Below are 13,795 nucleotides of genomic sequence, written 5' to 3'. Positions count from 1 at the left end.
GGACATTCGGTTGGAGAATTGTTCACCCGGTTTCCCGAACTGATTCCGGTCCGCACGCAAAGATGGATGGCTTCGGATTCGATGTGGCTGCAGCGGACGGCTTTATTGTTCCAGCTTCGCTACAAGAAGCGAACAGATGCGGCTTTACTTTTTGATCTGATCCGGCAATGCGCGGCCTCGAAGGAATTTTTCATCCGAAAGGCGATCGGTTGGGCGCTCCGGGAATATTCCAAAACGGACGAAGCGGCGGTCCGCAGGTTCGTCGCCGAAACCGCGCTATCGCCGCTCAGTATCCGTGAAGCGCTCAAATATGTGGATCGGCGAAAGCCGCAATAACCTATTCCAGCTTAAAGCCCCGGGCTTCCAAGAAGCTTCGTATATGAGCACGCACCGGCTGCCGGAATTTATCCGCCATCCCTCTGGACCACGTGGTCACCGTTTTGCCGCCGGTTCTTGTCCGGTAGTACTCCTGCATCGTCTCGTCGTACGTTTCGATCTGCTGCCGTACACCGTCGACTTGATAGCCGTTATAGTGTAGAACGGCCTCCTTCGGCAGCCGCGGGCGAGCCGAAGGCTCTTGATCGGGTACGCCGATACACATGCCGAACACCGGATAGACGAGCTCGGGCAGTTGGAGCAACCGGCTTACGTCTTCGGGCGCGTTGCGGATTCCGCCAATGTACACGATCCCGAATCCGAGCGATTCGGCGGCCACGGCGGCATTTTGCGCAGCAAGCGTTGCATCGACGGTGGCGACGATGAAGCTTTCCGTATTTTGATGGAACGATTCGCCGTTCAGCTCGGTTGCTGCGCGGAGCCGGTACAAATCTGCGCAGAATACAAGGAACAGACCGGAATGCTCGACATAGGCTTGATTTCCGGCGAGCCGGGCCAGCTCCTGCTTTTTCTCCGGATCGGTCACGGCAATGATGCTGTAGGCTTGGACATTGCTTGAAGTCGAGGCCATTTGAGCGGAAGCGACGATCGCGTCGATGTGCTCCGGCTGCAGCGGAACGTCCTTGAATTTGCGGATGGAGCGGTGATTTTGGAGCAAATCAATTACGGCGTTCATGAATGGTTGCACCTCCGAATGAAATCGTATGGAATGTAGTGAATACGAAAGACCCCCTGTCGGGGGTCTCCAGCAGACTGGTTGACATGCCTACCTTAAATTGTAAATGTTTACATTCATATCGTCAAACCGGGCGGGATAACGTGGGGCTTTTCTCGCACTGACGCTTGTTTTCAGAGACAAGCGAAAAAATTCCCGTACTACTAATGCCGGATCTGATTAACGATCACATCATACATGCTGCCTTGAATGTTGACCGGCACATCGTCGGTCTGAATCAATCCGTTGCTCCAATGCACGCGGAATCGGAACGTGTAGGTTTGCCCGCTTCGCAGCGATTGGGCATGATCCGGATTGACCAGTTGCCCGCTGAATCGAATGCGGTCGGAAGAGTCAAGAGCGACCTGCTCGCCGGTTTCCAGGAGCGTCGCATCGACCGCCTGCGGCTTGGTTGCGCTGGTGCCGGTATCGGTCACCGTCGCCGACAGCTCGAACGCTTCCCCGGCCCAAAAGACGTCGGCCGCCCGAGGCGCGCCCGGGTGCTTCTCGTTCCACAGCAGCCGGTAGCTTTCCCACTCCGGCGTATGCGTGACATAGCCTTTAATCGACAAAGGCAGTACGACGAACGAATAGATCTGGTTATATGTTCCGCCCTTGCCGTCGCTGAGGGATAGCCGCAAGGTGTAGTTTCCTTGAGGCAGTGGCCCGTAGGTGAACGCCTTGCTTTGGCCGGACGGAACGCCACTCCATTGCTGAATGATTCCGAACGCGCCGCCGTTCAAGCTGCTTTCCACCATCACGTCGATCGCATCGCCATCCGGATCGGAGACTGAAACGGTGAATACGGGCGTGTCATGCTCGTAAATCGGCGTGACAAACGTAATATTTCCCGTCGGAGGGCGGTTGGTCAGCAACCAAGTTGGCGAAGACCATGCCGACCATACGAATCCGTCAAAAGAGCGCGCCCGAACCTGAACTTTCGCTCCCGCCGGCAGCGGATGGTCCTTAGGAACGGAGACGCTTTGTACGGACACTTGCCCTTGAAGATGCTGCCCTTGTTCCCCCGTATCATATCGCACGGAATTTCCCGCTTCATTGATGAATTGGACCTGATATTTCGTGAACGTCGTATTCGGGTCAGGGTCGCTCTGCGTGAACGAAACGGTCGGTGTCGGGCTCATTGGCGTCGGATTCGCTTGCGTTCCGGAAGGAACGTTCATCGTCACGGTCGGCGTCATGTTGATGTAGAACCACACGGTGTTGCTCCATTCAGACCATAGGTTCGGATCGTCGTCGGTGACCTTCATCCGTGCCTGTAAAGGAACGCCTGTCGGCAGGTCTGTCGGCACTTGAAAGCTGTTCGTTGTTGCCGTGGTGTTCTGATACGCATTCCATCCCGTATTGTAGATCATGCCGCCGGCCTCGTTCAAAATTTCGATGTACATTTTCGCATAGTAGTTCTTCTGACCGTCCGATTGAACCCAAGCAATCGCCGGTCGTTTGTTATCCAGTATAAGTGTCGGGTTATAGGCGTCAGGTCCGTTCGGATTCGTGATAACAACGCTGGGCGCCGAATTGATGACCATCCATCCGATATTGGACCATTCCGTCCAATAGTACGGATTTTGCGCGCGCACCCGTACTTGATACAACTCGCCGCGGATCAAATCCGTCGTCACTTGCCACGTGGCCGTACTATGCGGCGGCGCATTCTGACTTGTTTCCCCGCTGCTGATGACAAGACTTCCGTGCGAATCCATGATTTGAACCTCGTACCCCGTAAACGAGTGGCCCGCCGGGTCATCCTGCCTCCAATGGATCGTCGGTCTCGTTCCGTGTTCCAGTGTCGGATTGTCTCGCGTTCCGGTCGGATACGTTAGTTGGACCGTCGGTTTTGGAATTTCAGGGACGTTGCCTTTGAGCTGGATCGAAGCGGTCGCAGGGTAAGACTTCGCCCCGTACTCATCGATGACCTGTAAATACGCGGTATAAAGTCCCGGCTTCTTTGGTCTCGTCAGCTTCTCAGCGACAAAATTACCGTCGGGGTCGACATAGCCGTATTCCCGCGAAACGATCCCGCGCATGCTGCAATAATCGTAGCCCGTCACATCGGGCGCGCTGCAGCGTGTTTGGTCCCAAGCCGACCGATTCGGATCGAACCGGTCCGGATCGTAGGACGTATCGTTCCAGGCGACCGTACCGTCCCGGTTCTCCGAGAGTGTGAACTGCGCGATCGGCCGGCGGTGAACCGTCAATTTTTTCTGGAACGTATTGGACCATTTGCGGTATTGATCGAACACCATGCTCGCCCACAAATAGTTCCGGTTCGGATCGTCCTGCGCCCGCAGCGTGAGCAGATAGATGCCGACCGCGTCAAAGGTTTGCTGCGGAGCATCGAACGTCTTCCCGTTCAGCGCTGAGAGTCCCTGATTATTTAGGAACTTTGGCGTATGCGTAACCCCCCAGCGGAAGTTGCCGGCCATCGGATCGTTTTCCGGATCTTCGAACAAAATGCTTTTATACCGAACGTTGGCCGAAGCCGAACCATTCTCCCATATGGCGTAGTCGGACATCCAATCCTGGCGATCCTGATTCTGCTTGACGGAAATGGCCGTGAACGTGACAAACGACTTGTCGGTGAATGGCCCCATTTTTCCATCCGTGAACGTGCCGTCCTGCATATCAAACAACGGTACACCGTTCATGAATACTTTAAACGTCTCGCCCGACAAGCTGATCTTGAACAAATTGTCCGTATTATCGAACGGCCATGCCTGGCGGCGCAGCACGGTTCGGTTGCCGCCGACGTAACGGCTTAGATAGAGCGTGGAGCCATCCGTTTCCAGACTGTACCGGTTGGTCGGGTCGAGCATCCGGAACGAAAAGCCGCTTAAGCTCGTATCCTCGGTCGGACTTGTCATCTTCATTCGGAACGTAATGTCCGTGTCACGATAGCTGTCCGGCGAAACAAACTGACCGAGAACAAACCCTTTCCGTAGTACCGGATCTTGATCCAAAGGACCGCTTTCGAGATACATGTACTTATCCGTTTCCGTGAAGTAATAGCCATTGCCCATTTGTCTTTTTACCGTATTGTACATCCCCAAAAACAGGCCGTCTCCTACATAAAATCCGCCTAAGTAATTGTCTCCCCGCTCTTGTTCATTCGACGCTTCATTCAATAATTCGCCCTCATGAACATTGAAACGGCTGCACTTTCCATCCGTCGCCCAGGAGCAACCTCCTCCTCCGTCATTGAATCCGCCAACAGGATTTACGCCAACTGTGTACGGATAGTTGTATGGAACAGGTCCGTCCGATACCGCGCCGGTGTCCATATTCACGTATTGTCCGAAGCTGTGGTGGTCGCCACGACCGTTCATAAGATCCATATTCGTGTAACTGCGGGTCAGCAAGGTCCGGTTATATGGATTTACAACGAGCGCCGTAAAATTGTTGTAGAGCATTTCTCCTCCCATTGATGTGTTGGAAGGATAAGACCAGTCCATGCCCGCCAATCTGGCGGTCCATCCCATGCTCAAGTCGTTATTGATTCGCAGCAGATAAACGCCGATCGGGGCGTCCTCGTTATATCTTCTGTCGATTTTAATGTAGCCGTCGTCCCGGTCGCAGGAGCGTTTGATGTAGGCATAAAACTCCCCATCCGGCCCTTTCCATAACCCGTTTAGATCACTGTATCTACATTGATAGTCTTCGACATACTGCTCAGGAACCGGGCGCCCCAGCATCGTATTATAATATTTTCTTTGATATTTAATCGTGCTGTCCGGGAACGATTGTCCGCCTCTTCTGACTTCCTGGAGCTGCGGATTAATCTCGATAAATCCAATCTCGCGCGGCTGATCAAAGCCTCTTTGATATACGATGACCAGGCTTTCGCCTTTGGTTAGCAGCGAGAATGTCTTCCGCCCGACATAATCCTTTTCATCAACCGACATCCCGAGCACTTCCCAGCCGCTCTTGAGCGGATTGTCCTTATTGCTCGAAAGCAGCTTACCGGTATACGCATCGTATGCCTCGATCATAAAGGAGTTGTTGGCCTTGCCGACGCCGCACGTCCAGCTTCTCGAACCATCGTCGTTGCGGCATGTGGTGAAATAATCGTACATTCTGATGTTCGAAACCTTGTAGATGATTCCGCCTGCGACCTCGTACTTCACAGAACCTTGATACTCGCTCTCCAAGTATACTTCTTTCGTATAGGTCGGCCCATTCGGAGAATCACGGAACGGTACGGCGACAGTATACTTGTCCGGCGCGAGGATAAAATCATACGGGTCTCGATCCCATAGATGAAACAGGTTGTTAGCTGCATTGTTCCATTTTCTGCTGTACTGTGGCAGCTTCTTTTTATTAAAGGCATACAGCTTCGAGCCCTCGTCAAAATAAAGATACGTTTTGTTCGTACGTACGAGCGAATTGAACTTCGCCGGAGCATATCCGGGTACATACGTCCTCGCATCCGGATCCCAGATCGTTGATGGGACTAAGATGGGGGTACTGGTCAGTGTGGAGCTTCCGTTCACCCACTTATATACTGTACCTTTATACGAGCTGACAAAGTTTGCGCCGAACCCGAGGTCCGGCCATAGGAACGTTCCGAAAACGTTGGTAGGTCCCTGTGGTGGATTGTCTCGCTTGATGATGCTTTCCTGACGTTCCATTTCTCTTCCCAAGCCCGCCCGCAGGACGGCGTTGCCCTCGGCAGCCCACCGGTAAACATAGTTATTGATCCGGTTATTCGTGTTCGTATCGAACAGCGCCCACGAATTTACGATTGTACTCGCGTTAAACATAATAGGCGGATTCATACCCGGCTGATCGTTCTGTCCCTCAATTGCAAAGGAAACGTGCGGCGCATTATTGACAATATCCAGCGTTCGCGGCGCTTCCGGCTGCGTATCGGATGCCAGCGCGCTTTTCCCGTAGTCTTCCGTCACTTGAACATCGAACAGATATTTACCGACCATGTCGGTCTTAAATACAAGCGTGTTGTTATCGAAGGATATGACTCTGCTGTCTGTCCCAAGGATATCCAGCCAAGGATCGTCCTGAAAACCGTTGTTTGCTGCGTCGTATTTGAACCGCCATTTGACGGATACGATCTGATCGCCGTCCGGCGAGTACGATTGGTTGCGGATGGTGATCGGCTGATTTCGGATACCGAGCGGCGGTACGACGATTTTGCCGACGGGAGGCAAGTCCGGGTGGACGGTAATGCTGCAAGTGCTGTAGCCGGTTGATGCCATGCCAGAGCTGTCCACGACTTTTGCCAGCGTGACAGTCGCTGTAACGTCCTGCAAGGTGCCGTTATCGTACTTATCGAGCTTGTTGACCCACAAGTCTTTCGAGTGGTCGATCGTCCGTCTTGCCGGGCTCCAGCTTTTATCCGCATGGATCGCTCCGGGAGGGACGGGGCGATTTTCCTTAATCTCCGCGGGAGCAGTGCAGACCGGGATCGGATTCGGTTCCATCACGGTCAAGGACACGTTTTCCGTTCTTGTCCCGCCGCGCCCGTCATCCGCCGTAGCTTTCACGGAGAAGGTTCCAGGCGTATCCGCTTTGATATGATAATAGCCTTCGGCGTCGAGCGTCTTGCCCCAATCTTCGTGCAGCTGCTTCGCTATTTTTTGAATCCAAGGGTGCGTACCGGAATCGAAATCCCATTTCCACTGGATCGGGTCATTGTCCGGGTCTGATGGCGACTTCGGGTCTGTGTACTGGTTATGAATAACGCGGACATTCACCATGTCGCCTACCAAAAAATATTCGGGCGGATAGATCCCGTTCCGGTCTTGATCGTAAAACCAGCCAGCCTGAAAATAGGGCGGTTTATTGTTCGGATCGGGGAGAACCGTTAGCGGTTTTTCCTTAATCCAGTCCGTTTCACCACAAGAAGTTTGAATTTTCAGACTTATGTAGTTGCTGCCTTCTCCAAAATAAAACGGTCTCCCGTTCGGATAGGGGAATGCGCTGTTCTGCGATTGCCCCTTCACCCGATTTGTCGACCATGTCTGGCCGTTATAGTTGAACCGATATTGATGACCGAAATAGGTACAGCCTTTCGGGATTTTAAAATCAACAGGCTCCAGCTCGAAATTATCCCGGATTTTAATCGTCGGTCCAGGCCTTATTCGAAAGTCGCCGTCGATGCCGATATCGACTGGAAAATCAAAAGGCTTATAGTTGTTGTCTTCCCCGCCTGTCGTACCTTCATCGATCGTATTGTCCGAATCGACATAAAATCCGGTCAATAGCTTCCCCGGGTCCGTCACCGTATACTGAAACGTGCCGGTAATATCCACGTTCTGCTCGGCGTTTGTAAAAGAAGCCTTGTGAATCGTTTTGCCGTTGGAACGGTTCTGGATCAGGATCGAGAAGGTTTTGTTTTTAATCGGCTCTCCGACATTACGGAACGTGTAGGTGAACGTTGTCGGCTCTCCAATTTTGACCGGTCCGTTCGATTTGAGATCGATAGGGATCAGGTCGGGAAAGGTCGGCGCTTTGTAGAACACTTCAATACGGCCTTCGAATTTGTAGGTCTTGGCGGTCCAGCGTGTATCGGCGTCCATTTTATAATTTCGGCCTTCTTGAAAAGGCTTAGCATAGTTTGGATTATCAACCTCTGGCCAAAGAATGTAGTCGGTATCCAATTCATTATACGATGATGTAAAAGGCTTTGAGACTTGAAGGAATCCGAAGCCATCTACTTTTCTCCCAAATCCTTCAACTTTTTCGCCTCTGGCGACATTATCTGCGCTTGTTATTGTTATGCTTTTTGGATCTATTCGATCCATACTTAAAGGACTGCCTTGAAGATTTTCTTCAAAATAAAATTTATTCGGCGGTGTAACTTCATACGCTGTTGTTACTGCTGAACCGTCCCACTTTCTTAAATCGGGTTCGTCAAATAGAATATATTCACCTGAAGGATAAAGCATCGCATCGCTTGGGAATAGCCCCGGACAAGGGGATGGAGTTGAGTCCGGAGAGCCATTGCAACTCCCAGGAAATTGATAATGTTTTGTCCTTTCCCCTTCCGTGTCCCAATACTTACCACTGGGAGCTCGCCAGATAATATGTCCGGGATTTGTATATTGCTTTCCATACAATTTAACAGGGACGCCGTTCGATACATTTTTGAGCAGGAGCTGATAATTGGCTACTTCATAGGCTGTTGCATCTACCTTTTTTTCGGTGCCATTGGCATCCTTTAAGTACACATTAACGTGATCTATAACTTGTGTCCCCGGATTAAGAGGTACCGAATAGTTGATTAAGGTTGGAGTCGACTCAAATGTTTTGAAGTTGACTGCAGCCATAGTATATTCAGGTCTTAAAACTATCAATAGTGAGAAGCTTAAAACGAATATCATGGCTGCTATAATAATTTTAGTCCATTTTTTTCGGAACATTAGCAGCCTCCCTTTTTCCGTTACTTAGCTTTGCCAAGGTTAATTTCCGCACCATTATTTTCGCTGATTAAAAGATTAATGAATCCATATTCTTTTTGAGCACCATCGACGATTTCCTTTGGAAATGTGAAAAGGAACCACCCCTCTGAGTAATCATTTTTTGAACCAATTCGCGGAAGAATGAATTTTTTATTCCCCATAGTATAAATGTTAACCATTGTTCCCGAAGATGGTGATAATTGACCAAACATTGCGTATAGAAGGGGATTTCCTGTCTCATTCTTGATGTCTACTTTAAGTGCGACCAAATATTCATCACCAATTGGTTTATCGTTCACTTTCTTGATTTCACCATCAAACATCGACCTAAAAGCCCCATCTTCCTCCTTCAAATCCATAATCAAAATCTGATGTACCTTCACAGTAGCCTTCGTATTCTCAAGCGGCATCTTATAAGGCAACTCAACCACGTGGCTCCCCCACATCGTCTGCACGTTACTCCCCGTCAACTCCACTTCCGCATAACTCGCCGCGCGCTTGTCCACTTCAAGCTTCTTGCCCTGGCTCACGTCTAAAATCCGCTGAATGATCTTCACGGACTGCGCCCTTGTGGCCGATTCTTCTTTACCGAGTTGGCCGTCGGCCATGCCTGTAATCAATCCTTTCTGCGTTGCCAAAAACATAAACTTCTTCGCATCGGTGCTATCCTCAGGCGATTGCAGCGATTTGTTCGATGCCCGGACGGCGAGGCGGGCCATTTCCATCCGGGTAATCGGGGTATTCCAGTCACCGGAGGAAAAGTCCTTGTATTGGTGGATTCCGGCTTGCACAAGCGCTGTGACGTAAGGGGCATACCATTCCTTGTTATCGCCACCCGGTATCGGCTTCAAACCGGCGGCTTTTGCCGTCATGGTGATAAATTCCGCCCGCGTAACGGTGTGGTCCGGCTTGAACGATCCGTCTGGATAACCGTCGACGTACCCGGCTGCCACAATCGCCTTAATATCGGATTCTGCCCAATGCCCGGAAATATCGTTTAAAGACACACCTGCTTTTGAATCCGCAGCCGCTTTCGGCTGCTCTGCGGCAACCAGTGTATTGGCATTGGGGCTGCAGGCGCTCATTAACATCATGGATACGACTAAAGGGACAACTCGCTTCATCAAAAATCTTCCTTTCGAGTGAATTCAAAGTTATAGATTTCCAGATCCAAAAGGACTAGGTCTATTGTACCATGACTGCGCTTGATTTACAGATTTTTCTTGTATCAAAACACAAAAACCGCCCTACCCATTAAAGCATGGATAAGGCGGTTCTTCCGCTCATCATTCGTTGTTATATTACCATCTTATTCCGAAACCTTCAAGAGGTTTTGCAATTTTTGTTGTGGCGCTGCTGTGTATTCAGCCTGCCGTACTGGGTCGAGGGTACCATCCAAGTGAGGGTGAATCAATCGCTGCCGGGAATGGAAGCACAGGCTCAAATGAACGACGGCCCGGTTACGGCTGCTGTCCGGCCTTTGGAGGAAGCACTCGGAGCACCTTCCTTTTTCCTCCAAAATCTTACCTTTAGCTCATAGATCGGCTATAATAAAGGTTTAAGAAGAGAAAGGAGCCAAGCACACCATGGCAGGAAGAAAAGAAGGCGAGCTCGACTTGACGCTGCTAGGCAACCAGCAAACGAAATATCCGATGAACTATGCGCCGGAGATGCTCGAATCGTTCGATAACAAGCATCCGTACCGCGATTATTTTGTCAAATTCAATTGTCCGGAATTTACCAGTCTGTGCCCGATTACCGGCCAGCCGGACTTCGCGACAATTTATATCAGCTACATCCCGGACCTCAAAATGGTCGAGAGCAAATCACTCAAGCTGTATTTGTTCAGCTTCCGCAATCATGGCGATTTCCACGAGGATTGCATGAACATCATCATGAACGATTTGATAAAGTTAATGGACCCCAAATACATTGAAGTGTGGGGAAAATTTACCCCGCGCGGAGGCATTTCCATCGATCCTTACTGCAACTACGGACGTCCGGGGACGAAATACGAACAGATGGCCGAGCACCGGCTGCTGAATCATGATCTGTACCCGGAGAAGGTCGACAATCGCTAAGCCGAGGCGGCGGAGAGCATCCTACACCCCGGATTACAGGACTGCCTTAAAACCATGCATTGTCTACAGTAAAAACGAAGCCGCATCCTCTGGCAGCAGGGGCGATGCGGCTTTTTGGCACCCGACGGCACCGAAACGCTTATAAATCTCTTTCTTGTTCGTCGCTCTTCACCGCCAAATCCATTCCGTAGAACGTACCATTGGCAGGAGTGCGGGTGTCAGCAATTATTTTTGTGAACGTTACGTTGATCGTCTTTTTCTGCCTGGGAGGCATGGTCAAGGTTTGATCCCCAAGGATGTCAAGCGATTCCAGGAACGAGCCGACGAGATACCGCTGATTGCGGATAGAAGCGGTGAACAAGATATCTTGACCGCTATGGTTAACGAAGGTGAGTGAGCAAGTACCGGTCACCTGGTCGTCTTCTTTTTTGAAGTTGCACTTGCTTTCATCCTTGACGTATTCCAAGGCGTAGATTCCTTTAGCCCATACGCTTTGATAAGCTGCGACTAGTTGAGAGGGCAGCCAGAAGGGCAAAATTAAAGCGAGCAGGGCGATCTTTCGTGCGTGACGCTGCAGCGAGGTTCGGAGCGTGAATACACCGGCGAACAGCAGCATCATCGAGGTGATACCGACGTAGTTCAAGCCGCTGGCGCCCCGCGACCATACGGGCAGTCCGATCCAAAGAAAAAGCCGTTCACCGAGTGCTGTGGTATCCGGATAAGTCCAATTCAAAATAATGGTGCTCGTAATGAGCATCAAAGCGATGGCAAGCCGTCGGCGCCTGTTCATTTGCGTTCCCTCCTTCGCTCGGGAATACAATCGTTCCGAACGCTTGTGATATTTAATTAAACGAAAAATCTACGGAAAATGTTTCTTCCCATAAACCATTTACGGTAACAAAAAAGGACCCCTCAAAAACGGAGGAGTCCCGAAAATCTTATATGCAGCAAACGGGGTTCCCGTTCTACTGGGCAGCCGCAACAAGCTCCCGCTTGGCGACAGGGGAGGCAGCAGCCACCTGAACCGGCCGGCTGTGGCCCGCGAGCTCGTACGGAATGCACAACGGAACACCGGTGCGGGGGTCGGGCACAATGTCCGCTTCGATGCCGAAGACGTTCTGCAGCATCTCCGGAGTCATCACTTCCGCCGGGCTGCCTACCGCCGCTACCGTTCCGCGTTTAATAGCAACCATATGATGCGCATAGCGGGTCGCATGGTTCAAATCGTGAACGACCATCACGATGGTGCGCCGCTCTTCGAGGTTCAGTTTTTCCAACAGCTTGAGCACTTCAAGCTGGTGAGCCATATCGAGGAAAGTAGTAGGCTCGTCAAGGAACAGAATGTCGGTTCCTTGCGCGAGCGCCATGGCAATCCATGCGCGCTGACGCTGCCCGCCGGACAATTGGTCGACGGGACGGTCATGAAATTCCTCCATTCCGGTCATGTCAATCGACCAGCGTACGATCTCGCGATCTTCCTTGGTCAGGGAGCCAAATCCTTTCTGATGGGGGAAGCGGCCGTAGGTGACGAGTTCGGAGACGGTCAAGCCGTCCGGGGCCGTCGGGTTTTGCGGCAAAATGGCGAGCTGCTTGGCCACTTCCTTGGTCGATTGCTGATGGATCGACTTACCGTCCAGGAAGACGCTTCCCTGTTTCGGCTTCATCATGCGGGCCATCGCTTTCAGGATCGTCGATTTACCGGAGCCATTCGCACCGACCAGCGCCGTAATTTGTCCCGAAGGGATGCTGATATTCAAATTTTGCACAATAGACCGTTCCCCGTAGGCAATATCCAACCGTTCCGTATATAACCGTTCCAACCCAACCACTCCCTTAAAATTTAGCTGAACTCCGAGGCAGGAGATCTTATTCAACAAGTGCCGGCGAGAGCACAATGACAAAAACGATGATAATGAGAATCTTTATCAATTGAATTGTATAACAGAATACGCTGGAATTTCAACCCTTTTTGGGAATTTTCCTTGTCCGTTTTCCAACAAGTTGTGAATCCTGGATCGAAAGAGGGCGGCGCGGAACGGTAAAAGTGCGCAACCGGGCTTCTAGGCGTATAATGAATGGAGAAAATAAGTGGCATCCTCCGGCTTCATGAACGCGTCCGAACGTCATAAGAGGAGGGGAATGGAGGATTCGAATGTTAAAGCTGGGCGTATTGGATCAATCGCCGATCATTCCGGGAGAAACGGCGGCAGACGCAATGGCGCGCACGTTAGAGCTGGCCAAGACGGTTGAACGGCTCGGTTATACGCGATACTGGGTGTCCGAGCATCACGACACGCCAGGTCTCGCCGGTTCTTCTCCGGAGATTTTGATCGCAGCCATTGCCGCGCATACGTCACGGATTCGGGTCGGCTCGGCCGGCGTGCTGCTGCCTCATTACAGCCCGTATAAAGTCGCGGAAAATTTCCGGGTGCTCGAAGCCCTGTATCCGGGACGGATCGATCTTGGCATCGGAAGGGCGCCCGGCGGCATGCCGATTGCTTCGGAGGCGCTGCGGTACGGCCGGCCGAAGGAGCGAGAAGAGCAGTTCGCCATGATACTCCGCGATCTCGGAGGCTTTCTATCCGACTGGATGGAGCCGGGACACCGCTTCGAAGGCGTGCGGGCGACGCCGCTCGTCGATACGGCGCCGGAGCTTTGGCTGCTCGGCTCCAGCGGCTTCAGCGCAGACCGGGCCTCGGAGCTGGGCGGGGCGTTCTCGTTCGCGCATTTCATTAACGGGGACGGCGGACATGAAGCGGTTCGGCGGTATTTTGCCAATTACCGGCCCGGCCCGCTCGGCGCGTCTCCTCAGGCGAACGTGTGTGTGATCGTCATCTGCGCCGACACGGACGAGGAAGCGGAACGGCTGGCGGCCTCGACCGACTTGCGCCTCTTGTTTCTGGAGCAGGGGCAGTTCCGCCGGCCCTTCCCGACACCGGAGGAAGCGGCTAGTTACCCGTACACCGACTGGGACCGCATGCGCATTCAGGCGAACCGGAGACGGATGATCGTCGGCGGGCCGGAGAAAGTGAGGACGCAGATGCTTGAGTTCAGCAAGGGCTACGGGGTAGAAGAATTGATCGTGCTGACCTATACGTACGACTTCCAAGCCCGGCTGCGCTCGTACGAACTGCTCGCAGATTTATTCGGACTCGGCCGGTAACATG

At 52.0% G+C, this 13,795-nt stretch carries 8 protein-coding genes; 3 read left to right on the top strand and 5 right to left on the bottom strand.

Annotated features, from left to right (window positions below; translation table 11 throughout):
- Positions 1–336 (top strand): DNA alkylation repair protein (locus QJ48_RS08270; protein WP_193394412.1); only part of this gene is annotated, 336 nt, incomplete at its 5' end.
- A 1-nt stretch (position 337) separates the two neighbouring features.
- Here QJ48_RS08270 and nfsA read toward each other — a convergent pair.
- The 3 genes from nfsA to QJ48_RS08255 form a co-directional block, all read right to left on the bottom strand.
- On the bottom strand, positions 338–1,072 hold the full coding sequence (nfsA, locus tag QJ48_RS08265) for an oxygen-insensitive NADPH nitroreductase (protein ID WP_054973162.1): 735 nt from the start codon (positions 1,070–1,072) through the stop codon (positions 338–340).
- 203 nt (positions 1,073–1,275) lie between these two features.
- Positions 1,276–7,665: a fibronectin type III domain-containing protein gene (locus tag QJ48_RS08260; protein ID WP_054973161.1), complete on the bottom strand. Its 6,390-nt coding sequence runs from the start codon at positions 7,663–7,665 to the stop codon at positions 1,276–1,278.
- Positions 7,666–8,528: 863 nt separating this feature from the next.
- A complete protein-coding gene (locus QJ48_RS08255) occupies positions 8,529–9,671 on the bottom strand; it encodes an S-layer homology domain-containing protein (RefSeq protein WP_054973160.1) in 1,143 nt (380 codons plus the stop codon).
- A gap of 462 nt (positions 9,672–10,133) precedes the next feature.
- Here QJ48_RS08255 and queF point away from each other — a divergent pair, with 462 nt between their 5' ends.
- Positions 10,134–10,628, top strand: a complete 495-nt coding sequence (queF, locus tag QJ48_RS08250; protein ID WP_054973159.1) for a preQ(1) synthase — start codon at positions 10,134–10,136, stop codon at positions 10,626–10,628.
- Between the two features lie 139 nt (positions 10,629–10,767).
- Here the strand turns inward: queF and QJ48_RS08245 are convergent, their stop codons facing one another.
- Both QJ48_RS08245 and QJ48_RS08240 read right to left on the bottom strand, forming a co-directional pair.
- Positions 10,768–11,418 carry a hypothetical protein gene (locus tag QJ48_RS08245; protein ID WP_054973158.1) on the bottom strand — a complete coding sequence of 217 codons (651 nt, stop codon included), beginning with the start codon at positions 11,416–11,418 and terminating at the stop codon, positions 10,768–10,770.
- Between the two features lie 175 nt (positions 11,419–11,593).
- Positions 11,594–12,448 (bottom strand): ABC transporter ATP-binding protein, encoded by an 855-nt coding sequence (locus QJ48_RS08240; protein ID WP_054973157.1) that lies wholly within the window; start codon positions 12,446–12,448, stop codon positions 11,594–11,596.
- A 332-nt stretch (positions 12,449–12,780) separates the two neighbouring features.
- On the opposite strand from QJ48_RS08240, the gene QJ48_RS08235 reads away from it, so the two are divergent.
- Complete coding sequence (locus QJ48_RS08235; RefSeq protein ID WP_054973156.1) at positions 12,781–13,791, top strand: LLM class flavin-dependent oxidoreductase; 1,011 nt, start codon at positions 12,781–12,783, stop codon at positions 13,789–13,791.
- Positions 13,792–13,795: the final 4 nt, after the last annotated feature.

It is taken from the genome of Paenibacillus sp. A3, from assembly GCF_001399685.1.
GTDB lineage: Bacteria > Bacillota > Bacilli > Paenibacillales > NBRC-103111 > Paenibacillus_G.
Note: the sequence above shows the minus strand (reverse complement) of the source record. Positions and strands in the feature narration are given on the sequence as shown.